The organism is Thalassospira lucentensis, assembly GCF_050516545.1.
Classification (GTDB): Bacteria; Pseudomonadota; Alphaproteobacteria; order Rhodospirillales; family Thalassospiraceae; genus Thalassospira; species Thalassospira lucentensis_C.
In genome coordinates, this window is the sequence record NZ_CP191544.1 from 1,774,643 (window position 1) to 1,798,598 (window position 23,956).

The 23,956-nt window shown below is 52.2% G+C and carries 21 protein-coding genes; 11 read left to right on the forward strand and 10 right to left on the reverse strand.

Annotated features, from left to right (window positions below; all coding sequences use genetic code 11):
- Window positions 1–15: 15 nt before the first annotated feature.
- The 3 genes from ACQ0MK_RS08265 to ACQ0MK_RS08275 all read right to left on the reverse strand — a co-directional run bounded on the left by ACQ0MK_RS08265 (window position 16) and on the right by ACQ0MK_RS08275 (window position 3,588).
- On the reverse strand, window positions 16–1,521 hold the full coding sequence (locus ACQ0MK_RS08265) for an aldehyde dehydrogenase (protein WP_430475594.1): 1,506 nt from the start codon (window positions 1,519–1,521) through the stop codon (window positions 16–18).
- A 94-nt stretch (window positions 1,522–1,615) separates the two neighbouring features.
- Window positions 1,616–2,164 (reverse strand): cupin domain-containing protein, encoded by a 549-nt coding sequence (locus ACQ0MK_RS08270; RefSeq protein WP_430475595.1) that lies wholly within the window; start codon window positions 2,162–2,164, stop codon window positions 1,616–1,618.
- A 41-nt stretch (window positions 2,165–2,205) separates the two neighbouring features.
- Window positions 2,206–3,588 (reverse strand): glutamine synthetase family protein, encoded by a 1,383-nt coding sequence (locus ACQ0MK_RS08275; RefSeq protein WP_430475596.1) that lies wholly within the window; start codon window positions 3,586–3,588, stop codon window positions 2,206–2,208.
- Between the two features lie 316 nt (window positions 3,589–3,904).
- On the opposite strand from ACQ0MK_RS08275, the gene ACQ0MK_RS08280 reads away from it, so the two are divergent.
- The 5 genes from ACQ0MK_RS08280 to ACQ0MK_RS08300 all read left to right on the forward strand — a co-directional run bounded on the left by ACQ0MK_RS08280 (window position 3,905) and on the right by ACQ0MK_RS08300 (window position 8,683).
- The gene (locus ACQ0MK_RS08280) at window positions 3,905–5,275 is read left to right on the forward strand and encodes an aspartate aminotransferase family protein (RefSeq protein WP_430475597.1); all 1,371 of its coding nucleotides are present in this window, start codon (window positions 3,905–3,907) and stop codon (window positions 5,273–5,275) included.
- Window positions 5,276–5,394: 119 nt separating this feature from the next.
- Window positions 5,395–6,744: an NAD(P)/FAD-dependent oxidoreductase gene (locus tag ACQ0MK_RS08285; RefSeq protein ID WP_430475598.1), complete on the forward strand. Its 1,350-nt coding sequence runs from the start codon at window positions 5,395–5,397 to the stop codon at window positions 6,742–6,744.
- An 85-nt stretch (window positions 6,745–6,829) separates the two neighbouring features.
- Complete coding sequence (locus ACQ0MK_RS08290; protein WP_430475599.1) at window positions 6,830–7,315, forward strand: group III truncated hemoglobin; 486 nt, start codon at window positions 6,830–6,832, stop codon at window positions 7,313–7,315.
- Between the two features lie 86 nt (window positions 7,316–7,401).
- Complete coding sequence (locus ACQ0MK_RS08295; protein WP_430475600.1) at window positions 7,402–7,770, forward strand: nuclear transport factor 2 family protein; 369 nt, start codon at window positions 7,402–7,404, stop codon at window positions 7,768–7,770.
- 208 nt (window positions 7,771–7,978) lie between these two features.
- Complete coding sequence (locus ACQ0MK_RS08300) at window positions 7,979–8,683, forward strand: cysteine hydrolase family protein (protein ID WP_430475601.1); 705 nt, start codon at window positions 7,979–7,981, stop codon at window positions 8,681–8,683.
- A 10-nt stretch (window positions 8,684–8,693) separates the two neighbouring features.
- On the opposite strand, the gene ACQ0MK_RS08305 is transcribed toward ACQ0MK_RS08300, so the two are convergent.
- From ACQ0MK_RS08305 to betI, 5 genes are all read right to left on the reverse strand, one after another.
- Window positions 8,694–10,010: an NAD(P)/FAD-dependent oxidoreductase gene (locus tag ACQ0MK_RS08305; RefSeq protein ID WP_430475602.1), complete on the reverse strand. Its 1,317-nt coding sequence runs from the start codon at window positions 10,008–10,010 to the stop codon at window positions 8,694–8,696.
- 237 nt (window positions 10,011–10,247) lie between these two features.
- Window positions 10,248–11,846, reverse strand: coding sequence for an L-serine ammonia-lyase, iron-sulfur-dependent, subunit alpha (locus ACQ0MK_RS08310; RefSeq protein WP_430475603.1), 1,599 nt, complete (start codon window positions 11,844–11,846; stop codon window positions 10,248–10,250).
- 160 nt (window positions 11,847–12,006) lie between these two features.
- On the reverse strand, window positions 12,007–13,692 hold the full coding sequence (gene betA, locus ACQ0MK_RS08315) for a choline dehydrogenase (protein WP_430475604.1): 1,686 nt from the start codon (window positions 13,690–13,692) through the stop codon (window positions 12,007–12,009).
- A 62-nt stretch (window positions 13,693–13,754) separates the two neighbouring features.
- Window positions 13,755–15,212 (reverse strand): betaine-aldehyde dehydrogenase, encoded by a 1,458-nt coding sequence (betB, locus tag ACQ0MK_RS08320; RefSeq protein ID WP_430475605.1) that lies wholly within the window; start codon window positions 15,210–15,212, stop codon window positions 13,755–13,757.
- Between the two features lie 64 nt (window positions 15,213–15,276).
- Entirely contained in the window at window positions 15,277–15,867 is a 591-nt protein-coding gene (gene betI / locus ACQ0MK_RS08325; RefSeq protein WP_430475606.1) for a choline-binding transcriptional repressor BetI, read from the reverse strand.
- A 379-nt stretch (window positions 15,868–16,246) separates the two neighbouring features.
- Between betI and ACQ0MK_RS08330 the strand changes: the two genes are divergently transcribed.
- The 3 genes from ACQ0MK_RS08330 to choV all read left to right on the forward strand — a co-directional run bounded on the left by ACQ0MK_RS08330 (window position 16,247) and on the right by choV (window position 19,380).
- A complete protein-coding gene (locus tag ACQ0MK_RS08330) occupies window positions 16,247–17,206 on the forward strand; it encodes a choline ABC transporter substrate-binding protein (protein ID WP_430475607.1) in 960 nt (319 codons plus the stop codon).
- Between the two features lie 126 nt (window positions 17,207–17,332).
- Window positions 17,333–18,181 carry a choline ABC transporter permease subunit gene (choW, locus tag ACQ0MK_RS08335; protein ID WP_430475608.1) on the forward strand — a complete coding sequence of 283 codons (849 nt, stop codon included), beginning with the start codon at window positions 17,333–17,335 and terminating at the stop codon, window positions 18,179–18,181.
- A 2-nt stretch (window positions 18,182–18,183) separates the two neighbouring features.
- Complete coding sequence (gene choV, locus ACQ0MK_RS08340; RefSeq protein ID WP_430475609.1) at window positions 18,184–19,380, forward strand: choline ABC transporter ATP-binding protein; 1,197 nt, start codon at window positions 18,184–18,186, stop codon at window positions 19,378–19,380.
- Between the two features lie 83 nt (window positions 19,381–19,463).
- On the opposite strand, the gene moaD is transcribed toward choV, so the two are convergent.
- Together moaD and ACQ0MK_RS08350 are read right to left on the reverse strand one after the other, a co-directional pair.
- Entirely contained in the window at window positions 19,464–19,715 is a 252-nt protein-coding gene (gene moaD, locus ACQ0MK_RS08345) for a molybdopterin converting factor subunit 1 (RefSeq protein ID WP_430475610.1), read from the reverse strand.
- Between the two features lie 78 nt (window positions 19,716–19,793).
- Entirely contained in the window at window positions 19,794–20,738 is a 945-nt protein-coding gene (locus ACQ0MK_RS08350; RefSeq protein ID WP_430475611.1) for a LysR family transcriptional regulator, read from the reverse strand.
- Window positions 20,739–20,913: 175 nt separating this feature from the next.
- On the opposite strand from ACQ0MK_RS08350, the gene ACQ0MK_RS08355 reads away from it, so the two are divergent.
- From ACQ0MK_RS08355 to ACQ0MK_RS08365, 3 genes are all read left to right on the forward strand, one after another.
- Window positions 20,914–21,786 carry an ABC transporter permease gene (locus ACQ0MK_RS08355; RefSeq protein ID WP_430475612.1) on the forward strand — a complete coding sequence of 291 codons (873 nt, stop codon included), beginning with the start codon at window positions 20,914–20,916 and terminating at the stop codon, window positions 21,784–21,786.
- An 11-nt stretch (window positions 21,787–21,797) separates the two neighbouring features.
- Window positions 21,798–22,619, forward strand: a complete 822-nt coding sequence (locus ACQ0MK_RS08360; RefSeq protein ID WP_430475613.1) for an ABC transporter permease — start codon at window positions 21,798–21,800, stop codon at window positions 22,617–22,619.
- Window positions 22,620–22,729: 110 nt separating this feature from the next.
- Window positions 22,730–23,884 (forward strand): extracellular solute-binding protein, encoded by a 1,155-nt coding sequence (locus ACQ0MK_RS08365; RefSeq protein ID WP_430475614.1) that lies wholly within the window; start codon window positions 22,730–22,732, stop codon window positions 23,882–23,884.
- The last annotated feature ends 72 nt before the right edge of the window (window positions 23,885–23,956 follow it).

Here is a 23,956-nt window from a genome sequence, read left to right on the forward strand (position 1 = left end):
GAACCTGCTTTAAAATCAGGCGTCGCCCAGTGCAATCCAGGTCGACTTAATTTCACAATATTTATCAAGCGCATGCAACGAACGGTCGCGCCCCGTACCCGACTGTTTGTAGCCACCAAACGGCATGGTGATGGACCCACCGTCCCAGCAATTCACCCAAACAAGACCCGAACGCAGTTTCTTTGCGGTCATGTGGGCCTTGTTAATATCGCGTGTCCAAACCGCCGCTGCCAAACCATATGGCGTATCATTTGCGGTCTGAACTGCTTCTTTCCAATCCTTGACCGAAATAACCGACAGAACCGGGCCAAAGATTTCTTCCTTGGCGATCGTCATGTCATTCTTGATGCCATCAAACACGGTCGGTTCAACGTAATAACCACCCGATTCTGTCCGCGCACGTTTCCCGCCAGCACGCAAAACACCACCTTCGGACGCACCCTTTTCGATATAGCCCAGAACGCGGTTCATCTGATTTTCATCAACAATCGCACCCATCTGGCTTTTCGGATCAAGTGGATCACCCGGCTGCATTTTGGCACCTTCGGCGATGACCTTTTCGATAAACTCGTCCTTGATGCTTTCTTCGACAATCAAACGCGACCCTGCGGTGCAGACTTCACCCTGATTATAGAAAATGCCGCCTGCCGCCGCCGAGGCCGCCGCATCCATATCCGGGCAATCGGCCAGAACGATGTTCGGGCTTTTGCCCCCACATTCAAGCCAGACGCGCTTCATGTTTGACTGACCGGCATATTGCAAGAACAGCTTGCCGACTTCACCTGACCCGGTAAAGGCAATGCAATCAACATCTTCATGCAGGCCAAGCGCCTTGCCCGCCGTCGGGCCAAAGCCCGGAATCACGTTCAAGACACCTTCGGGAATGCCCGCCTCAACCGCGATTTCCGCAACGCGCAGGGCCGTCAAAGGTGACTGTTCAGCCGGTTTAAGAATGATCGAATTGCCCATCGCCAATGCCGGGCCAAGCTTCCAGACCGCCATCATCAGCGGGAAGTTCCATGGCACCACAGCAGCAACCACACCAAGCGGTTCACGGGTGATCATGCCAATGGCATTGATTTCCGATGGGGATATTTCGTCATAAATCTTGTCGATTGCTTCGGCGTACCAACGAATGCACTTGTAAGAAAGCGGGATATCATCGCGGGCAGCCATCGTGATCGGCTTACCCATATCAAGGCTTTCAAGAAGGGCCAGCTCAGCCGCATTCTTTTCCAGAAGATCCGCAAAATGAAGCAAGATCGCCTTGCGCTTTGCCGGGGACGCTTCCGACCAGCTGCCTTTATCAAACACCGCACGCGCCGATGCTACTGCGCGATTGACGTCTTCAACGTCGCATTCGGCAACCTTGGTCAAAACAGAACCGTCGCGTGGGCTGATGCAATCAAATGTCTTGCCCGACGCGGCATTAACATAGGCACCGTTGATGAACGCTTTATTGCGAATATCAAGTGCTTTTGCCTGTGCGGTCAGCTGTTCAAAATTCAACGGATTGGTCATCGGAAATCTCCTGACGGATGGCGCTTTGAGTCTTGTTCAATTCTGATATTTGCTCGGGTGTCATGCCCGGTTGATCACGTGATCAATTAGATACTCAGTAAGATGGCGGTGTTGCGGCACTGACAGTTTCACATTCACCATCCCCGACATTTCGGAAACGGTGCGGAATTTCCGCGTTGAAATAGTACGCATCACCGGGGCCAAGAACCTTGACCCTCTCACCCACCGTTACTTCAAGTTTACCGCGAATGACAACACCGGCTTCTTCGCCCTTCTGGACTATTAGATTGTCACCGGTATCGCCACCCGCTGGATAGGTTTCATGCAGCACGCGCAATTTACGATCTTTGCGCGATGCCCCGACAAGACGCATTGACATCGTCCCGTCAGAAAGTTCGACAAGATCTTCTTTTTTAAAGAAAATTTCTTCACCGTTATCAAGATCGATGGTGAAGAAATTAATCATGGTCATAGGGATGCCTGCCAGCACTTTGGCAAGGCTATCAATAGACGGGCTGACCCGGTTTTGTTCGATCGTTGAAATGGTGCTGTTGGTGACGCCGGCACGACGTGCCAATTCACGTTGCGACAGCCCATACATGCTGCGCACAGCCTTCAGACGATCCCCTACCTTTTGAGACATTCCCGTCTTTTCCCTATTGGTCGTTTTTTATCTGGGTGCGGTTATACCGCGTCGAGGTACCAACGATATTCAAGCTGCGTGACCTCGGAGAAGAATTCGTCATATTCCGCACGTCGGCAGATATCGAAAACTTCAACAAACTGTTCACCAAGATATTCCTTGACGATATCGCCTTCGACAAACCGGTCGAGGGCCGAAATCATGCTGCGCGGGACAATCTTGCCACCATGCTGCTCATAGCCGTTGCCGACCGTGGGTTCGCCCGGATCAAGTTTGTTTTTCATCCCGTAATGTACGCCAGCCAAAACGCATGCCAAAACCAGATACGGGTTTGCATCGGCACCAGACACACGATGTTCAACCCGTGCGGCATTCGGACTGCCAGCAGGGATACGCAGTGCGACGGTACGGTTATTCAAACCCCAGTTTGGCGACATCGGCGCATAGGCCTTGTTCTGGAACCGGCGGAATGAATTCGGATTCGGTGCAAAAATTGCCATGCTTTCAAACATCGCTTCCTGCAGGCCACCGATAGCAAAGCGCAAATTATCAGAAACTTCTTCATCGCCTTTGGGCGACATGACGTTGTTGCCGTCTTCATCGCGCAAACTGACATGAACGTGCAGACCATTACCGGCCTGATCAGAATATGGCTTTGCCATGAAAGTCGCAGTAACACCATGATCCCATGAAATGCCTTTGACGACGCGTTTAAGCTGCATGGCATGGTCTGCGGCCATCATCGGGTCACTGACATGGCCCAGATTGATTTCGAATTGCCCGGGACCGGCTTCGGCAACGATCGTATCGGCCGGGATGCCTTGACGGTTCAGTTCAGCAACTGCGTCATGAAGAACCCGTTCGAAATCTTCGATCTGCTGAAGACCGTAAACCTGCACACCATCCGATGCGATCCCGCCGCCAAGCGGCTGCGGAGGAAGTGGTGCGGCTGTTTCCTGATTCTGATCAGCAAGATAGAATTCAAGTTCCAGTGCAACAGTCGGATACAGACCATCAGCAGACAAGCGATCAACAACTGCCTGCAAAACATTGCGCGGATCGGCAAAAAAGCGCGAACCGTCAAGGTTATACAGACTCATCATCACCTGCGCCAAAGGCAGTTCGCCATATGGAACACGGCACAATGTACCGGGAATAGGCTTTGCGACATTGTCCTGATCACCACTGGACCAAAGAAACCCTGTGCCTTCCGGGGTGTCGCCCGTGATGTCTACAAGACATACAGAACCGGGCAGGTTGACGCCTTCCTGAAAGCTTTTGATGAATTTTTGCTTACTGATTCGTTTGCCACGAAACACACCGTTGATGTCTGGGATCAACAGCTCGACAAGTTCGATATCAGGATTTTCTTCAAAGAATCGTTGGGCAACCGCCCTACCGTCTTCGACGAACGACTTGTTCATCGTCTTATACTCCCAGAAAAGGCCTTGTATTATAGGGTTTATCCCTGAACCCAACAGTGCCGTGCCGGAATGCGCCGGTCAAGCCCTATCGTGCGATATATCGTGCAAATCATGCGGTGCAATAAAATCATCCCTCTAAAACAATCATCTGTGGAAACCGACGCTGCATGAACCACTGGACAACAAAAAATAAGTAATAACTGTCAAAAAATTTGCCTAAAAATCCTCTTGCAAAGGTGTTCAAAAAAACGAACACTGAAAACAGATGTTCAACATATCGCACAAAAGTAGACAAGCACCGCTGTCAGGAGACGTTATGAATAATTTCGACAAAACCGCCTATTGGCAGGACATTGATCAAGCCCACCATATTCACCCGTTCACAGATACAGCGGATTTGAATAACCGTGGCACGCGGGTCATCACCAGCGCGCAGGGCGTGTTTATCGAAGACTCGACTGGCAAACGTTATCTTGACGGCATGGCGGGCTTGTGGTGCGTCAATATCGGCTATGGCCGTAAAGAACTTGCCGATGCGGCCTACAAGCAGATGCTTGAACTGCCCTATTACAATAACTTCTTCCAGTGTGCGAACACCCCGGCGATCGAGCTTTCCAAAGTTCTTGCCGAAATCACACCAGAAGGCCTGAACCACGTCTTTTATGCCAATTCCGGGTCCGAGGCGAACGACACGGTTGTCCGTATGGTTCATCAATACTGGAACCTTAAGGGCAAACCTGATCGCACCCATATCATCAGCCGTAAGAACGCCTACCATGGGTCGACCGTGGCCGGTGCGTCACTTGGCGGAATGTCGGGCATGCATTCGCAGGGCGGATCGCTGGTGCGCGATATCGTTCATATCGATCAGCCTTACTGGTACGGTGAAGGTGGCGATCACACCCCCGAAGAATTCGGCCTGATTGCGGCGCGCAAGCTTGAAGAAAAGATCGAAGAACTGGGTGCAGACCGCGTTGGTGCCTTTATCGGTGAACCGATCCAGGGGGCTGGTGGCGTGATCATTCCGCCATCGACCTACTGGCCTGAAATTCAGCGTATCTGCAAAAAATACGACATTCTTCTGATTGCCGATGAAGTCATCTGTGGCTTTGGCCGTACCGGTGAATGGTTCGGTTGTGACACCTATGACATCAAGCCGGACCTGATGCCGATGGCAAAGGGCATGTCGTCCGGGTATCTTCCGATCTCTGCTGTCATGGTTGGTGATCGCGTTGCAGACGTTCTGATCAATCAGTGCGGTGAATTCACCCACGGCTTCACCTATTCCGGTCACCCGGCATGTGCGGCAGTGGCACTGGAAAATATCCGCATCCTGCGCGAAGAAAAAATGGTCGAACGTGTGCATGACGATATCGGCCCTTATTTTGGCAAGGCGCTTAAAACCCTTGAAGACCATCCGTTGGTCGGCGCGGTTGAAACCATCGGTTTGATTGCCGGACTTCCCCTGACCGATGACAAGAAAACCCGCAAAGCGTTTGAAAAACCGGGAACCGTCGGCACAATCTGCCGCGATGCCTGTGTGGCAAATGGCGTTATCTCGCGGGCCTGTGGCGACCGTATGGTTCTCTCGCCACCGCTTTGCATCAGCAAAGATGAAGTCGACGAGTTGGTCAAGCGCCTCCGTGCGGCACTTGATGATACCGCCAAGAAAATCGGAAAAATGTAATCACCATCTGATTACAATGACTTACCGAAATACCCGGCGTGAGCTATCATTGCCGGGTATTTTTATCTAACCCCGAGCTAACTCTGTGCACACCCACCTTCTCGCCCAAAGAGATATCCATGCTCAAACGCATCTATCAGCCCCTGGCCTATCAAAACGACACCCTGCCCAACAGTTACTGGGCCGATAGTGTTCCCACCCTGCCCGATTGCGAAAAACTAGCAATCGAAGGCACCCTTAAGGCCGATATCGCGATCATTGGTGGTGGGTATAGCGGGCTATCTGCGGCACTGGAATTGGCGCAAAACGGTGCTGATGTTGCGGTCTTTGATGCTGGACGCAGTGGTTGGGGTGCATCGGGGCGCAATGGTGGTTTTTGCTGTATGGGCGGCAGTGGTAAAGATTACGGTTATCTCGCAAAGAAGTTTGGCGATGATGCGGTCAAACAATTCGCACGCATTCAACATGACGCCATTCGTCTCGTTGAAAACCGCCTGACGGATTGGAACATTGATGCCGACCGCCATTCCGACGGCGAAGTGATCCTGGCGCACAAACCCAACCGCATTGGTGAATTGCACCACGAAGCTGATGAGCTTGCCAATTACGCCAACATCAAAAGCACGTTCCTAGACCGCAACACCCTGATCGAGCGCGGATTGCATGCTAACGACACCTATGGCGGATTGCATGTTCAGGCGGGCTTTGGCCTAAACCCGATGAAATACCTTATCGGGCTGCATGCCCAATGTATTGCCGCAGGTGTTCGAATATTCGAACAGGCAAAAATCGACCGCTTTTCCGAGGACGGCGATCACTATCTGCTTCATGCCGGGGATACCCGGATATCAGCAGGGAAGATCGTCATTGCCACCAACGGATACAGTTCGGAAAACTTGCCCAACTGGATTGGCGGGCGTTTGATGCCGGTGTTTTCCGGCATCCTCGTTACCCGTCCGATGAGCGATGATGAATTGTCCGCACAAGGCTGGACCAGTGACCTGATGGCTTTTGACAGCCGCATTTTGCTACATTATTTCCGCAAACTTCCCGATAACCGGTTCCTGTTTGGTGGACGTGGTGGCATCACTGCAACGCCTGCTGCCTTTGAGGCCGGAAAACGCGATCTTCTGGAAAACTTCAACCGCATGTTCCCGGCATGGCGCGAAATCGATTTCACCCATCATTGGAACGGCCTTGCCTGCCTGTCGCAAAGCTGGCGCCCCTATATCGGGCGCGTTCCGGGGCACCGCGACGTTTGGACGGCCCTTGCATGGCATGGCAACGGGGTTGCCTTGGCAAGTATGGGCGGGAAACTGTTGGCTGAGCGCATGTTGGGCACGGTTGGCGAAGACGATATTGGATCGGTTTTGACCACACCGATGGACAAATTCCCCATGCCGGGGCTTCGCCGTGCGGCACGGTCAGTTGCCTATCGCTATTACGGATTGCGTGATCGGTTTGCGTAACGGGCAAAAGTGACATATGTCATGTCCAACCACCGCATCATGCATTAATGCTGTGACATCCTGAGCGCATTACAGGTTTACCATCATGTCCGACAAACAGCCGACCCTTGCCGAAATCAAGGAACGCCGCGAACTTGCAACCCGTCGTATCAAGGACGATACCGGGATTGATCAGGACATGATCAAAAACATCGTGCATGGCTTTTATGCCAAGGTCCGTGATGATGATTTACTCGGCCCGGTATTTGATGAAAAAGTCGAAAACTGGGACACCCATATGGACCGCATGGTGATGTTCTGGTCATCGGTTGCGCTGGCAACCGGCAATTATGACGGCCGCCCGATGCAAAAGCACATGCCGCTTAAAATCACCCGTCACCATTTTGACCGCTGGTTGCAGCTTTTTGCGCAAACACTGTCGGAATATTGCGAAGAACCCGCCGCCAGACATTTCATGGAACGCGCCCTTCGCATTGCTTCAAGCTTTGAAATCGGCATTGCCGCCCATAACGGCGTGATCCTGTCAAAGGGCGAACGCTATGACCCGGTTGCCAACTGGACACCTGAATAACAGGCAACACCACACCAATTGCATTTTGCAATCAGTTTTGATACCGTGCCCTTGATTGCACGATGTATCAAACGGAAGGTGTTCCAATGTCTGACACACTTGCCATTGCCCAGCGCTATTTTCAGGCTTATGAAAATTCGGACCGTGATGCGATTGAACGTCTGGTTTCCGATGATTTCCGCTTCAGCAGCCCGCTCGACAACCAACTGGATCGAAATTCCTATTTCGAATGCTGTTGGCCAAATCATCAACAGATTGATCGGTTCGAACTTATTCACCTCGTCGCCAACGGAAATGCTGTTTTCGTCACCTATGAAGGTGAAGCCAATACGGGCCGTCGTTTCAGAAATACCGAGATCCTGACCATACGGGATGGCCGTGTTACTTCGGTCGAAGTCTATTTCGGCTGGAACCTGCCTCATGATGTGCCAGAAGGCAATTCAGCCCCTTCGTGATGCCTTCTTTACGTCCTGGAACGTAAAGAGTTGATGCGACTTGGCGACACATGACAACAATGGTCTTATAATGTTTTCAGCCCAAGACATCCTTTTTGGGGGTATTACGGCATTGAAACCCATAAGAAAATCCATCAATCTGTGCATTATCGGTTTTGATTAGGGTCTGTACCCATTTCGGATTAAGACACAAACGGAGAAAGTAACGATGTGGTCTGCGATCCTTGTCGCCGCCATTTTGCTGGCTGCACTGATTGCCTATACTTTGTATGGACATCGCCGCCACCTGGCCATCAGCTCCGGCCCGAAAATTGATCCGGCATCACGTCCAAACACCGCCCTTCTGTTGATTGACCTGCAAGACGATTTCACATCGGACAGTGCAAAACACACCTATCCCGCCGATGCGATGAAAAATGGCATTTTGGCCATCAACAAACTTGTTGAAACCGCCAATGCCAATGGCTCTCCAGTCATTTCGATCCGGCAGACATTCGCAGGCTGGTACATCAACTTTCTTGTGAAATTGCTGAATGAAGGACGCGGCTGCCCGAAATCAAAGGGGCTCGACATTGATGCCCGGATTGATGGCGATATTGACCACGACATCGTTAAATCGCGTGCAGATGCCTTTCATGAACCCGAATTGTCGCGGGTTCTCGACCGGCATCATGTTGGCAAATTGATCATTGTCGGACTGGACGGGGATTTTTGTGTCAACGCCACGATGAAGGCCGCCCTTGATCGCGGTTATGATGTGTCGTTCAGTGACGCAACCACCCTGGCCCACAATCCGCAAAGCTGGCGCAAAACAAAATCCCGCCTTATCGCACTCGGTGCAAAAGACGGGATTGACGAAAAACCCGGCGATGCGGTTTCAGCCAGGACCGCCAAACAAAACGAACCGGCATAGGGTTACGGACCTAAAGCCGGTCGCGGATCGAATACCAAACCATTGCTGCGACCAAAAGCGGGAAGCGCAATGCTTTACCGCCCGGGAAGACCGGGATTTTCAGGTTCGACATCACATCAAACCGTTCCATCGTTCCGGCAACCGCATCGGCCATGATTTGGCCGGCCAAGGTCGCCATGGCAACGCCGTGCCCGGAATAGCCCGTCGCGGTAAAGACATTATCTTCGATCTTACGGAAGAACGGCATGCGATTCATCGTAATCGCAAGTGTCCCGCCCCAGCCATAATCAATCTTAACGTCTTTAAGCTGCGGATAGACTTCAATCATATGCGGTGAAACAAACGACTTAATGTCTTTTGGGAAGGTGTAGCCGTATGTTTCGCCACCGCCAAACAACATGCGTTTATCGGCACTTAGACGGTAATAGTTGATCACGAACTTTGAATCCGCGACCGCCACATCATCACGGATCAATTCGCGCGCCAAATCATCAGAAAGCGGTTCGGTCGCAATAATGAAATTATTGATCGGCATAACCCGTTTGGCCACCCGATCTTCCAGCCCATCAAGATACCCGTTACAACCAAGGATCACTTTGTTAGCGCTAACAACCGCGCCATCCTCGGTCTTGACCTTAACCTTGCCTGCCTGATTTTCATAAGACGTTACAACCGCACCTTCAAAAATCCGTGTCCCGGCAGCACGTGCGGCATTCGCAATACCCAGTGCGAAATTAAGCGGGTGAATATGCCCCGCCCCCATATCAAGCGACCCGCCATGATAAAACGACGTGCCCAGCATCTCGCGCATTTCATCGCGGTCGACATTGCGGATATCCTGATACCCGTATTCGTCGCGCAGCTTTTCGCTATAGGCATGGGTATCAGCAACAAACCGTGCGCGATGATCGGCATGCAAAATGCCCGGCTTCCAATCGCATTTAATCCCATGCTTGGCGATCAGGGATTTGACGATGCCTTTGGATTGTTCGGCAATATCCCAAAGCTTTTTGGCATCATCGCGCCCAACCATCTTTTCCAGATCGTCCTGTTCACGGCGCTGACCGGAACCAACTTGCCCGCCATTACGGCCAGATGCCCCCCATCCAACCCGGTGGGCTTCAAGCAAAATGACATCAAATCCACGCTCTGCTAAGTGCAAAGCAGATGACAACCCGGTAAAGCCGCCCCCAATGACAACAATGTCGCAGGTTTGGTCCCCTTCAAGCTTGGCAAACGGTTCGGTCGCATTGGCAGTTGCAGCGTAATAGGACGCAGGATATGCCCCGGCCGTGTCATTGGCAGTCAGCAAATTTGGGGTAAACACGAGGAGGCCTCATTTTTGGTTGGTGGCGATGGCCCATCCTGCCCGAACAGCGCCATCTATCAAGGGAAAACTGCGCTTTTCAAACAGTTCCAAACGCATTTCACCGATTATGCCAAAACAAATCAGATCAAGGAAAAAGGATTGCGCAAAGCCCTGCTCAAACCGCGATAAATGCAAGCCGATCAGATGCTAAGTCTGGTGCTGCCCGTCGCCTGAATGGGTCTGAGTTTTAGAGTCTTACCCACCTTGGCTTGCGGCTTCGACCATGCGAAGGGCAGTCTTGGTCGCAGCACAGCCCCCACGCGCCGTACAGCGCAAATCAGGATGCATCATCGCACCAATTTTCACTGTCTGATCAACCAATTCATCGTATCCCAGAACCGCATCGAACCCGGCAAGAACCGCCATTGCCGAAGAAAAGGCATGCGACACACCCGCAACATTGCGCGCATGACACGGGATTTCAACATCCCCACCAACCGGATCACAAACCAGACCAAGGGTATTCATCAAACACATGCTGGCTGCATCAAAGCACTGCTTGGCGTCCCCACCATAGGCCTGCGCAACACCCGCCGCCGCCATCGCCGCCGACGCACCGGTTTCAACCGAACAACCCCCGCATTCCGCAGCAAACGTGCCACGTGCGGCAAATACAGCCCCGATCAGCGCCATGACTTGCAGCGCATCCGTCGCACCTTCGATATCAATGCCGTGACGGATCAATCCATAAAGCGTTCCGGGAACGACACCTGCACTGCCTGCCGTTGGGGCCGCACACACCAACCCCCGATTGGAATCGCGTTCCATTGCGGAAAGCGCACCTGCAATGGCGTCTTGCAGTACCGGGCCACCCAGCCCACCGGGCAGATTGGCATCACGGACTTTACGCGCCCGCAAGGTTAAAAACCGCATCACGTTATCTTCGGGTTTTGCATCGAACCCTTCGGCCACCACACGCAACATCAATTCACAGCGTTCGCGGAACAATGCGCGGGTGGCTTCGCGTGATCGGCCAAGGCGCTTGGCTTCCAGCACAAGGGCCGCATCGGCAATTGATCCGCCTTCTTGCCCATCGGCAACCGCAATCACGGCCTCACTGGTCGAAAACAAATCATCTGTGGCGCAGACCGGATATTGCGATGCATCGGCATAACGCAGATCGGAAATTTTACCGCCATCCCATTCGCGTAGCGATGATAAAGCATCCCCATTCGGCAAGGATTGCAAAGAAACTTCAATTCGTTCATGGGATGGATCAAGCGACACACCAAGCAACGTATTTCCACCCGATGCCAACTGTTTTCCAAGGTCATCGGCATGGGCACCCACATCAGGACCCCAGACAAACACCGTCGCCGTTTTCCCGGTCAGAAATACCGGCTGCCCATTCATCGCATCAATGTAAAACATGCCGCCACCAACCGACGCACCCGTGTAAAGATCAACACGTTTCGTGCCATCCGTCGCCACAACGGTCAGTTCCAGATCAACCCGGTTGGGGTGATTGTTGTTTTCAAGTTCAACGATCTCAATCGCAAACTGAAAACCTTCGCCGCGCTCAACCCGGCCCAGAATATCGCGGTAATCTGCATCGGTCAGCTTTGCACCCGCAAGCCCGGCGGCAAAATTTTCGTCCGAACTTTGCGCCTTATAGCATGGCGCAAAGGACCCGCGCGGATCAAACCGCACCACCGCATTTTGCAGTATTTCACCGTTTGAGCACGAAAGTTCGCGCACAAGCTTTGCCATCATATAGGGCGCCGCACAGTGCGAACTTGATGGGCCACGCATAACGGGACCAATCACGGAATTAAGCAGGCTGATTTCTTGCATGGCGGCACTTCACAGGTTGATATGCATGTTGCGGGAATTGCATACAATATGCCGCAATCATCACCTGCCTTTTGCGCGATTGCAATCTTACAAAAGAAAAACCCCAATCAGCATGACGGCCGATTGGGGTTTTCAATAATGGTTTTGTCGCTGCGATCGCTTAACGCTGCTTGGTTTCCCATTCAGGATGCACGAAATACGGCGCATTTGACGGGGCCAGCGGTTGACGCCCACGAATGATGTCAGCGGCCTTTTCACCAATCATAATCGTTGGCGCATTCAGGTTACCCGTTGCAATCGTTGGCATGATCGAACTATCAACCACGCGCAGCCCTTCGATACCGTGAACACGGGTGTTTTCATCCACCACGGACATCTCATCACTGCCCATCTTACAGGTGCATGACGGGTGATAAGCACTTTCGGCGTGATCTGCGACCCATGCGTCAATCTGCTCGTCGGTCTGAATATCCTTGCCCGGTGCAATTTCACTGCCGCGCAAATCGGCAAATGCTTCCTGACCAAATATTTCACGGGTCAGGCGCACGGATGCACGCATTTCTTCCCAGTCTTCCGGGTGGCTCATATAGTTCGGATCAATGATCGGACGGTCTTTTGGGTCGGCGGATGCCAAACGCACGGTCCCACGCGATTTCGACCGCATCGGGCCGATATGGGCTTGGAAGCCATCCCCTTCGGCGGCCTTTGATCCATTATAGTTAATAGCGGCTGGCATGAAATGATATTGCAGGTCCGGGTGCTTAACGCCCGCTTTCGACCGAATAAAACCACCAGCTTCAAAATGGTTGGTCGCACCAAGACCGGTTTTAAACAGATACCACTGCACACCGATCTTAAGTTTGCTCCACCAATCAAGCTTGCTGTTCAGACTAACCGGCTTTGTGCATTCCATCTGAACGTAAAGTTCCAAATGGTCCTGAAGGTTTTCACCAACACCGGGAAGATCATGAACAACATCAATGCCATGTTCGCGCAGATGTGCTGCCGGACCGACCCCTGACAGCATCAAAAGTTTCGGCGAATTGATCGAACCTGCCGATAGGATGACTTCACGGTCAACCACTGCGCGCTTGGCCTCACCTTCATGGGTGAAGTCAACACCAACTGCACGTTCACCTTCAAAAACAATGCGTTGTGCAAATGCTTTATTGTAAACCGTGACGTTTTCACGCTTTGCCGCCGGGTGAAGATAGGCCTGTGCCGTTGACCAACGACGGCCTTTATAGACCGTCATATCCATGGTCCCCAGACCTTCCTGACGATAGCCATTCTGATCCGGCGTGTATTCATACCCCGCCTGCTGCCCGGCCTTGACCCACGCTTTATGCAGATCATTCTGACAGGCACCGGTCGTCACATGAAGCGGCCCGTCACCACCATGATATTCATCACCATCGGCATCTTCATTGCGCGTATCGGCCTTGCGGAAATAGGGCAAGCACCGCGCATAATCCCAGTCTTTCAGGCTTGGGTCTTCTTCGGCCCAGCGATTATAATCAAGCGCGTGCCCGCGAACATAAGCCATCCCATTTATCGAACTTGATCCGCCTGAAACGCGCCCGCGCGGCGTTTCCATCCGACGATTATTCAGGTTTGATTGCGGTGTCGTCCAATAAGCCCAGTTATAGGTTTCTGACTGCATCGGATAGGAAAGTGCCGTTGGCATATGAATGCGCCAATCCCACCAATGATCGACTGGCCCGGCCTCCAGCACCAACACCTTAACGTCGCGATCTTCTGACAGGCGATTTGCCAAAACAGCACCGGCTGAACCGGAACCGACAATCACGTAATCGTATTTTTCAGTCTTTGTTGGGGTCGACATCATTGATCCCTTTTATCTTTCAAACGTTGCGGGCAGCCATTTTTTGATCACAAATATGCCGATCAATAAGGCGCCTCGACATCGCCGGTTTCGACATAGACCGATTTAATGCGGGTGTAATGTTCAATCGCCGCACGGCCATTTTCACGACCGACACCGGATTTTTTCACGCCACCAAACGGCATTTCAATCGGGGTAATGTTGTAGGTATTAATCCAGCACGTCCCGGCTTCAAGGCGGGCGACAACCCGGTGACCGCGCGACAGATTCTTGGTGAACACACCCGCAGCCAGACCATATTGCGTGTCATTGGCGCGTTTGATGACTTCGTCTTCGTCTTTAAATGTCAAAACAGACATGACCGGACCAAAGATTTCTTCGCGCACGATGGTCATATCATCGGAACAACCGGCAAAGACCGTCGGGGCAACAAACAAACCACCTTCCGGCATGCCATCGGTTACGGCATGGCCACCAAGAACGCATTTTGCGCCCTCTTTTTTGCCGGTTTCGATATAGGACATTACCTGATCGAACTGCGCCTTGGTCACAATCGGGCCAACTTGGGTTTCAGGCTTTTCCGGATCACCCAGAACAAGGTCCTTGGACCGTGCGATCAGTTTTTCGATGAAGGTATCGGCAACACTTTCATGAACAAACACCCGTGTGCCGTTCGAACAAATCTGCCCCGATGAATAGAAGTTTGCCATCTGCGCGCCCGAAACCGCGTTATCAAGATTGGCATCTTCAAAAACAATCATCGGCGATTTACCGCCAAGTTCCATGGTAACGGCCTTCATCCCACCTGCGGCAGCGGCGGCAACCTTGGCACCGGTTGCCGCCGATCCGGTCAGTGAAACCTTATCAACATCATCATGATCAACAAGGGCTGCACCACATTCGCGCGCCCCTTGGACCACGTTGTAAACACCATCTGGAAGACCTGCTTCCTGCAGGGCTTCGGCAAGTGCAATTGCCGATAATGGGGTGACTTCGGATGGCTTATAGACAACCGCATTGCCGCACGCCAAGGCGGGGGCTGCTTTCCAACAGGCAATCTGGATCGGATAGTTCCATGCACCAATGGCGGCACAAACACCAACGGCTTCACGCCGGGTATAGGCAAAATTCCCGGCAAGATCGATATGCTCGCCTGCAAGACTGCCCGCAACACCAGCAAAATATTCAAGACACTCAACACCGGAAATCACATCGACAATTTCGGTTTCCTGAATGGCGCGGCCCGTATCGCGGGTTTCAACCAGTGCCAATTCATCGTTACGGTCCCGCAGGATTTGGGCAGCCTTAAACAACACACGTGCGCGCTGTGCAGCGGGTGTGTTTTTCCAAATTTCAAACCCTGCACGTGCGGCCTTAACGGCTGCATCAACATCCGATGCCGTGCTTTCATTGCCCTTGGCAAGAACCGTGTTGGTCGCTGGGTTCAACGTTACCATCGCAGCACCAGAACCGCTGGTTTTCTTGCCATTGATGAAATTCAAGATTTGGTAAAGGCTCATATCAAAACTCCTGCAGGCCGCCTCGATGTCGGGCGACCGTAATCTTAAACATTTGACGTGTTGTTTAGCGCGCGGGCGAATTCGCCAGATAAAGGCGCATGGTACTGTGCACCATTTCGCGCGCGGCTTTGACATCGGCTCGCCCTTCGGAAAGGCCCGAACGCACCCAGATGCCATCAATCATTGCCGCCAGTGCGGCCGAAATTTCATCTGCACGCTGATCCGTTGTCAGTTGGCGCAGTTCGTGACGCAGATTGGACGCCAGTCGTTTGAAATAGATCGCATTAATACGGTTAAGCGCCTTGGAAAACGGCACCTGCGACCAGAAGGACAACCACGCCACCGTCACCTGTGGGGTAAATTGTTCTTCGTTGAAATTCGTATTCACAATCGCTTCTAGTCGGTCTATCGGCGTTTTTGCATTGGCCAAGCGCACCAGATAATCGTTGCGCAGCTCCTGCATCAAGAAGCGCATGGTGGCTTCAAGCAACGCATTCTTACCACCGAAATAATGCGAAATAATGCCCGACGACATACCCGCCGCCTTCGAGATACGCGCAATCGTCGTATCAGCAAAACCGTGGCGGTGAATGGTTTCAATCGTCGCGTCGATCAACTGCCTGCGGCGAACAGGCTGCATACCAACCTTGGGCATTCACATCATCCAATTCAAAGCGATCCAAAGGGTTTAGCGTCCGTGCAACAGCATAAGACGCAGTTTTTAGCCATTCGCAATTGACGTGACGTGAATATGATGTATTTTAATTGAACAATCAATCAATAAAAACACACCGTCATTTGCGGCGCACAGATCCGTGGGATCACACATAGTTGCGCGGCTTTGCGGTTGTTTTTCTGATTATTCCGGTCCATGCGATGGGGTTCTGGGGAACCTGATTGCGTGGCTCTGGGCGAGTGTTAGCGACTTACGATATTACGTTGATGTTCGTCTGGCCTCCGGAACCGAGAGTCTGATGATTGCGTGCTCGCAGTCATTAGTAACCGTTAGGTTTACACAAGGGAGAACCAGAAACATGACCACTCTTTCCACGTTCGGCCGTCTTCTTGGCAGCACCATCATTGCCACCACCCTTCTGGGTGCCGCAAGTGCCAAAGCAGCCGACAGCGATGCCTGCAAAACCGTAACGTTTTCTGATGTTGGCTGGACCGACATCACGGCAACCACGGCAACCGCATCGGTTATTCTTGACGCATTGGGCTATGATGCAGAAACCGAACTTCTGTCGGTTCCTGTCACCTATACCAGCCTTGCCAATGGCGATGTTGACGTGTTCCTTGGCAACTGGATGCCAACCATGGCCGCCGACATTCAGCCATATCTCGACAAAGGGACTGTTGTTACCACCGGTGCAAACCTTGAAGGTGCAAAATACACCCTTGCCGTTTCCAAGAATGCCTTTGACGCAGGCCTGAAAGACTTCGCTGACATCGCCAAATTCAAAGATCAGCTTGATGGCGAAATTTACGGCATTGAGCCGGGCAACGATGGCAACCGTCTGATTCAGGACATGATCGATGGCGATCAGTTCGGTCTTGCAGGCTTTGAACTTGTTGAATCCTCCGAACAGGGCATGCTGTCGGAAGTTAAGCGTAAATCATCGCGCGATCAGTTCATCGTCTTCCTTGGTTGGGAACCGCATCCGATGAATGCAAAATACGACATGGCCTATCTTGATGGTGGCGATGACGTATTTGGTCCGAACTTTGGCGGTGCTACGGTTCATACCAACCTTCGTGCCGGTTACACCGAAGCATGCCCGAATGCGGGTAAATTCGTGACCAACCTTCGTTTCAGCCTTGCCATGGAAAACGAAATCATGGATGCGATCCTTAACGAAGGTACCGATCCGGCAAAAGCAGCATCTGCTTGGATTAAAGCCAATCCGGATGCAGCATATGCATGGCTTGACGGCGTGACCACCTTTGACGGTGGTGACGCAAAGGCAGCCCTCAAAAGCGGCCTTGGTCTTTAAGCTTACGTAAATAGGCGGGCCTTGCCCGCATTTGCGATCCTACCGATACGCCCGCGCCCCGAAATCGGGCACCGCGCGGGCGTATCGCGTTTTAATTTGATTTAAAAAATGAACGGAATTTTTCCCATGGAATGGCTCACGGAAACGAAGATTCCGCTGGGACAGTGGATTGCATCCCTCATGGATGCGCTTAATGAACATGCCGATTTCGTCTTTTATACCATCTCGGATGTTCTTGAATTCATTATTGAAAACACCATTGATTTTCTGGTGTGGCTCCCGCCCCTTTTGATGATTGCCGGTTTCGGCGTGTTGGCTGCCGTCCTCCATAAATCATGGAAATTGTCGGCCTTTACCATTCTTTCCCTGCTTTTGATTGTTAATCTGGGCTATTGGGAAGAAACCATGGAAACGCTGGCACTTGTTCTTTATGCCTCGCTGTTTTGCATGGTCATTGGGGTGCCGCTTGGTGTTGCATCAGCACACCGTCCATGGCTGTATCAGGCCATGCGTCCGATCCTTGATTTGATGCAGACCATCCCGACTTTCGTGTATTTGATCCCGACCCTGATCCTGTTTGGTCTGGGCGTGGTCCCCGGTTTGATTTCAACCGTGATCTTTGCAATTGCCGCCCCGATCCGCCTGACCCATCTGGGCATTTCAAGCACGCCCAAGGCGTTGATCGAAGCCGGTGAAAGCTTTGGCTGCACACCGCGCCAGTTGCTGTTCAAGGTCGAACTTCCATCGGCCATGCCATCGATCATGGCAGGCCTCACCCAATGCATCATGCTTTCGCTTTCAATGGTGGTGATTGCCGCCCTTGTCGGGGCAGATGGCCTTGGTAAACCTGTGGTACGCGCCCTGAATACCGTGAACATCGCCCAAGGGTTTGAAGCCGGTCTTGCGATTGTGATCTTGGCCATTGTGCTTGATCGCATCTGCCGCCGTGACAATAACGAAACTTCGGGGCAGTGATCATGACCAATGCAATTGAATTTGAAAATATCGACGTCATATTCGGCAATCGTCAGGCTGAATCACTTGCCCTGCTTGATGCTGGCAAGACCCGTTCCGAAATCGCAGAGGCCAACAACAATGTTCTTGGCGTTGCGGGTGTCAATCTGAATGTCCCACAAGGCGAGATTTGCGTTCTGATGGGGCTTTCAGGGTCCGGTAAATCATCACTTCTGCGCTGTGTGAATGGCCTTAATACCGTATCGCGCGGATCGCTTCGGGTGCGCGATGGCGACTGGATGGAAGACGTCACCAAATGTGATGGCCCAACCCTTCGTAAATTGCGCCGTGAATGCGTTGCGATGGTCTTTCAGCAATTTGGCCTTTTGCCATGGCGAACCGTTGCCGAGAATGTCGGCTTTGGTCTTGAGCTTCGCGGCATGGGACCAAAGGAACGCCGCGAAGTTGTGAATGAAAAACTCGCCCTTGTCGGCCTAGATCAATGGGCAGACAAATATGCCCATGAATTATCCGGCGGCATGCAGCAGCGTGTTGGTCTTGCACGTGCCTTTGCAACCGATGCGCCGATCCTTCTGATGGACGAACCGTTTTCGGCCCTTGATCCGCTGATCCGCAATCGTCTGCAGGACGAGTTGCTTGATCTTCAGGAAAAGCTGAACAAAACCATTTTGTTTGTCAGCCATGATCTTGACGAAGCCATGAAACTTGGCAATTCGATTGCCATCATGGAAGGCGGTTATGTTGTGCAGCACGGCACCCCTGAAGACATCGCCTTGCGTCCGGCAAATGAATATGTTGCCGATTTTGTCGCCCATATGAACCCGGTCCACATCCTGCGCGGTCGTGCGATCATGCAGCGTGTGTCCAAGGATCAACGCAACAGCACGGGCGACCTTGTGATTGCCGATGAAGACATGCATGTCACGGTTGAAAACGGCGTTGTCCGGGCGGCCCATCACAATACAATCGGCGCACTTAAGCTGATTAATTACGATGGCACCCTGCCCGCTGATCTCGACGGGACGGACAATTCAGTGGTATTTGTTGCCCAAGACGATGTGCTGCTTAAAGACTTGATTGATATGCGCTCCATCACCCAGAACCCGGTAATCTTAACCCGCGAAGGCAAGATTTCCGGTACATTGGGTCGCAAGGAGTTCTTTGACAGTTTGACACAGACCGCATCTGTACCAGACTGATCTGCCAGACATATCCAAGCCATCTAAAAACAAAGGCGACCGTTCATCGGTCGCCTTTATTTATTTCAAGACTTTGGCGAACGTTAGCCACCCGTAACCGGCGGGAACAGGGCAATTTCCGTGGCCTTGGTAACGTCAATATCCGGCGTCGCATATTCCTGATCCACCGCAACACGAATGATCGCAGGTTCCGAAAGGGCATTGGCAAAATTCGCCCCACGTGTTGGCAACCACGCCAAAAGGTCGGTTACGGTTTTAACATCACTGGGCAATTCGACGGTTTCTTCGGCAATGCCGATACGGTCTTTGACCCAGGAAAAATAGACCAGTTTCATGTGCAATCCTGATGGTTCATTCGCAATTTCCCGCAGCTTTGCGCAAACCTCATCATGGTGCAAGTCCCGATCACGTGATCATGGATAAACGAAATAGCCATCAGGGGCATTTTCCAACCGTGCGGTCAGGTTATCGATAAAGAAACGTTCTGCCCGACTAAGCGACATTCGCGGGTTGGTCACAAGGTAAATGTCAATCGCTGGCGGGTCGACATAGGGCGGGAGACGCCATAACTGGCCGCGTTCCGTGGCATTTTGCACCACATGGATCGGCAGTGGCCCAATCCCAAGCCCGGCATTGATCAAGCGCCTTACTTCTTCAAGATGCGGGCTCACAGCAACCACTTTGCCTTTCATGCCTTGTTGTGCGCGTAAAATGGCCACCGGGGCAAGCGCATCGGAAAGCTGATCGGTCGAAAATGAAACGAACGCTTCGCTTCTAAGGTCCGCCAATGTCAGGTCTTTTTGCCCAAACAAATGATGACTTGGCCCACAGAAGAACCCGAAATGTTCGCGATAAAGGCGGCGATATTCCAATCGGGGATGCTTTTCACGCACCAGACAAATGCCAAAACTGGCCTGTTGGGATAGAACCTGATCGGTCACATGACCAGATGTTGCGACATTGATTTCATAGGTCACTTCGGGATGAAGACGGTTAAATTCAAACAAACCATCATCAAGCGGCGGGAAAACAACGTGACTGGCCAACCACAAATGCAAATGCCCGGTCAATTGACTGCCGCTATCGGACATCACATCAGACAACCGCCCGATGGCCCCACAGATTTCCCGACATTCGTGATAAAGCGCTTGGCCTTGCTCGGTAACTTCAAACCGGCCACGTTCACGGTCAATCAGGCGCGCACCGATCTGATCTTCAAGCCGCTTCAAGGCGTTACTGACACTGGGCTGGCGCAGCAACAATCGGTTGGCCGCCCCGGTGATTGATCGCTCTTCAACGATCACGGTAAAGGTATGCAACAGGTTCCAATCAAATTGGCGCCGCATCAATTCATTCATCGAAATCCCCCACCGAAACCCATCAAAAATCCATCCCATAGCAAATGGATATGGGATCTATTCTACTTATCTATTTGCGCTATGCGCAAGTCTGGGGTGGAATAGCGCCAAGATAAATTTCAACGGCCAAATAACCGCGCACGGCATCGCCGGAGCATAATAACGGGAGGCATAAATGGCCGCAGATATTGCCGGGGAGCGCCGCGCTCCTTGGATACTGCTATCGCCGTCACTGGCAACAGTCGGGCTGTTACTGATCATTCCGATGATGTTTATCATCGTGTATTCGTTCTGGTTGCGCACCGCGACCGGGGCTGATCAAGTCGGCTTTTATCTTGATAACTGGATTGAAGTTCTGGGCGACCGGTTCTATCGCGATATCCTGTTTCAAACCTTTGCCATTGCCTTTTATACCACCGTTATTTGCGCTTTTGTCGGCTATATCCCGGCCTATTTCGTTGCCAACACCCCGATGAAATCCAAGGCATTTTTGCTTTTGATGCTGATGCTGCCGTTTTGGATCAGCTACATCATCCGCACCATGTCTTGGATCAATATTCTCGGCACATCGGGTGCGCTCAATACCATGATGCTGTCAATCGGCATTATCGATGAGCCAATCCAGATGCTGTATAATCAGACCACCGTGATCCTTGGTCTGGTGCATTATCTTCTGCCCTTCATGATCCTGAATGTCTATGTCAGCCTTGATGGCATTGACAAAAACCTGACCGAAGCCGCCCAAAGCCTTGGCTGCACAGGTTGGCAAGCATTCCGCGAAGTCACCCTGCCCCTTTCATTTCCGGGATTGGCCGCCGGATCGCTTCTTTGCTTTGTCTTGGCTGCTGGCACCTATATCACCCCGATTGTTCTGGGTGGGCCGCGTGATGCGATGTTTGCCAATCTTGTGTTTGAAGCCATCGTCACCCAATTGAACTGGCCGCTTGGCTCTGCTCTTTCGCTTGTCCTCCTCGCCCTGCTGGGCGCGCTGGTCGTCGTCTATACCCGTTACCTTGGCGTCGATCAGATCGCCAAGAGTTTCAAATAAGGAAGGGTTTTATGATGATGTCCGGTTGGTCAATGATCCGCATTGCAACGATCCTTGTTTACCTGTTCCTGTTTGCGCCGGTCGCGGTTGTGATCCTGCTTGCCTTTAACGCTAATCAGTTTGGCGGCTTCCCGATTGAAGGTTTCTCGCTGCGTTGGTTTGAAGCGCTTTGGAATAATGATGCGATTGTACGGGCGTTTAAAACTTCCCTGTTGCTGGGGCTTTTGACCAGTGCGGTTTCAACCACACTTGGCACCATGGCCGCCCTTGCTATGGTCAGATACGACTTTCCGGGGAAACGGACCATTTCGACCCTATTGGTTGCGCCAATCCTGATCCCGGAAGTCGTTTTGGCTGTGGCACTCCTTCTATTCCTGCAGTTCCTTGCCATGCCCAAAAGCTTTGGTCTGCTGTTGATGGGCCATGTCGTCTTTACCCTGCCCTTTGTGGTGCTGGTGGTTCAGGCACGGCTGGTGTCCATCCGCCGTGACGTCGAAGAAGCCGCCATGAGCTTGGGTGCAACCCCGATCCAGACATTTTTCCAAATCACCCTGCCCTTGATGCTGCCTGCGGTGATGGCCGGAATGCTGTTTTCCTTCACCATCTCCTTTGATGACATTACCGGCACGCTGTTTTGGAAACCGGGCGGGGTCGAAACCGTCCCAACCCAGATTTTCGCCATGCTGCGTAATTCCATCAGCCCGGAAATCAATGCGCTGGGCGCTGTCATGGTGATCTTTACAATCGCACTGCCATTGATTGCGGCATCGGTTGCGCGGGTTGTTTCCATCCAAAAACTGCGCGCATCAAACCGGGCAGAAAAGCCCGGCTGAACATGTTTCGAATATCGCGGGAAACCGCCAAAACCAAAAACAATATCGCTTAACCAACGACCAAGAACAAAACCGATTAACGGATTAAATTGTTTTATCAGGAGGCCTAAATGGACGATACGAAACGCTATGAACGCCTGCTAAATCGCTATCGCGATGGCGATATCAACCGCCGTACTTTTCTAACCGCACTTGGTGCTGCCGGTGTTGTTGCCGGTGTCACGGGTGGCCCGATGGGTATGCTTGCCCGCAAAGCACAGGCAGCAACCCCGGAACAGGTTCGTTTTGATGGTTGGGGCGGTGTTGTCTCCGAAGCATTTGAAAAACATGCTTTTGCGCCTTACACCAAGAAAACCGGCATTGATGTCATTTCCGGTACGTTCGGCGGTGCGGATGAATATATCGCGCGCGTAAAAGCCGGTCAGCCCGGTGAATTCAACCTCGCCCACCTTTCAGGCGTATTTGACTATGCGCGCTATCACGGGTTGGAACTGACATCGGAAATCAACGAAGCCAATATCCCGAACCTGAATAACGTAATTTCCAGCCTGATCGAGCCGCTGCGCAAAATCACCGGCGGGACGATTTCGGCCGTGCCTTATGACTATGGCACGACGGGCATTGCCTATAACCGCAAACATATCAGTGACGAAGAAGCCAAAGCCAAAGGCGCAAAACTGATGGTCGATGAGGCCTATAAAGGCAAGATCGGCGGCTGGGGTGAATGGAAAACCCGTATCTGGTATGGCGCACTGCAGTCCGATCAGGATCCGAACAACATCAAAGACATTGATGCTGTTTGGGACATGATCCGTTCGCACCGTGATCTGGCCCTGAAATATTGGAGTTCAGGGGCCGAATTGATGAGCCTTCTGGCAGAAGAAGAAATCTATGTCACCGAAGGTTGGTCTGGTCGCATCAAAGCGCTTCAAGATCAGGGCCATGACATTGGTTATCTTGATCCGGCTGGCGGTCTTGGTTGGCAGGAATGCCTGTTTGTCCTGCGTGGCAGCCCGATGGCAGCTTGTGAAGAACTTCTGAACTTCATGTTGGAACCAGAAGTCGCAATTGCCGTTGCCGAAGGCCAAAGCTATCCGCCGGCACTTGACCCGAAAAAGGTCGATCTTGGCAAGATCATCCCGACCCTTCCGGCATTTGATCCGTCCGGAACACTTTCGTCGCTCAGCTTCTTCGATCCGGCATACTGGAACGAAAACGAAGCAGATTGGTCGAAAACCTTCTCTCGTGTGCAGCGCGGCTACTAAGCCCTGCTTGTTCACCTGAACCGGTGCCCTGGTCTTCGCACAACCGACCAGGGCACCCCTGCCTTCTTTCTT

Excerpts from the sequence above, each read along its gene's own strand:
- ACQ0MK_RS08265 (WP_430475594.1), bottom strand. The coding sequence starts at position 1,521 with ATGACCAATCCGTTGAATTTTGAACAGCTGACCGCACAGGCAAAAGCA.
- ACQ0MK_RS08350 (WP_430475611.1), bottom strand. The coding sequence starts at position 20,738 with ATGAATGAATTGATGCGGCGCCAATTTGATTGGAACCTGTTGCATACC.
- ACQ0MK_RS08270 (WP_430475595.1), bottom strand. The coding sequence starts at position 2,164 with ATGTCTCAAAAGGTAGGGGATCGTCTGAAGGCTGTGCGCAGCATGTAT.
- betB (WP_430475605.1), bottom strand. The coding sequence starts at position 15,212 with ATGAGCCTTTACCAAATCTTGAATTTCATCAATGGCAAGAAAACCAGC.
- betA (WP_430475604.1), bottom strand. The coding sequence starts at position 13,692 with ATGTCGACCCCAACAAAGACTGAAAAATACGATTACGTGATTGTCGGT.
- ACQ0MK_RS08360 (WP_430475613.1), top strand. The coding sequence starts at position 21,798 with ATGATGATGTCCGGTTGGTCAATGATCCGCATTGCAACGATCCTTGTT.
- choW (WP_430475608.1), top strand. The coding sequence starts at position 17,333 with ATGGAATGGCTCACGGAAACGAAGATTCCGCTGGGACAGTGGATTGCA.
- ACQ0MK_RS08300 (WP_430475601.1), top strand. The coding sequence starts at position 7,979 with ATGTGGTCTGCGATCCTTGTCGCCGCCATTTTGCTGGCTGCACTGATT.
- ACQ0MK_RS08295 (WP_430475600.1), top strand. The coding sequence starts at position 7,402 with ATGTCTGACACACTTGCCATTGCCCAGCGCTATTTTCAGGCTTATGAA.
- ACQ0MK_RS08285 (WP_430475598.1), top strand. The coding sequence starts at position 5,395 with ATGCTCAAACGCATCTATCAGCCCCTGGCCTATCAAAACGACACCCTG.
- ACQ0MK_RS08275 (WP_430475596.1), bottom strand. The coding sequence starts at position 3,588 with ATGAACAAGTCGTTCGTCGAAGACGGTAGGGCGGTTGCCCAACGATTC.
- choV (WP_430475609.1), top strand. The coding sequence starts at position 18,184 with ATGACCAATGCAATTGAATTTGAAAATATCGACGTCATATTCGGCAAT.
- ACQ0MK_RS08290 (WP_430475599.1), top strand. The coding sequence starts at position 6,830 with ATGTCCGACAAACAGCCGACCCTTGCCGAAATCAAGGAACGCCGCGAA.
- ACQ0MK_RS08330 (WP_430475607.1), top strand. The coding sequence starts at position 16,247 with ATGACCACTCTTTCCACGTTCGGCCGTCTTCTTGGCAGCACCATCATT.
- ACQ0MK_RS08310 (WP_430475603.1), bottom strand. The coding sequence starts at position 11,846 with ATGCAAGAAATCAGCCTGCTTAATTCCGTGATTGGTCCCGTTATGCGT.
- betI (WP_430475606.1), bottom strand. The coding sequence starts at position 15,867 with ATGCCCAAGGTTGGTATGCAGCCTGTTCGCCGCAGGCAGTTGATCGAC.
- ACQ0MK_RS08355 (WP_430475612.1), top strand. The coding sequence starts at position 20,914 with ATGGCCGCAGATATTGCCGGGGAGCGCCGCGCTCCTTGGATACTGCTA.
- ACQ0MK_RS08365 (WP_430475614.1), top strand. The coding sequence starts at position 22,730 with ATGGACGATACGAAACGCTATGAACGCCTGCTAAATCGCTATCGCGAT.
- moaD (WP_430475610.1), bottom strand. The coding sequence starts at position 19,715 with ATGAAACTGGTCTATTTTTCCTGGGTCAAAGACCGTATCGGCATTGCC.
- ACQ0MK_RS08280 (WP_430475597.1), top strand. The coding sequence starts at position 3,905 with ATGAATAATTTCGACAAAACCGCCTATTGGCAGGACATTGATCAAGCC.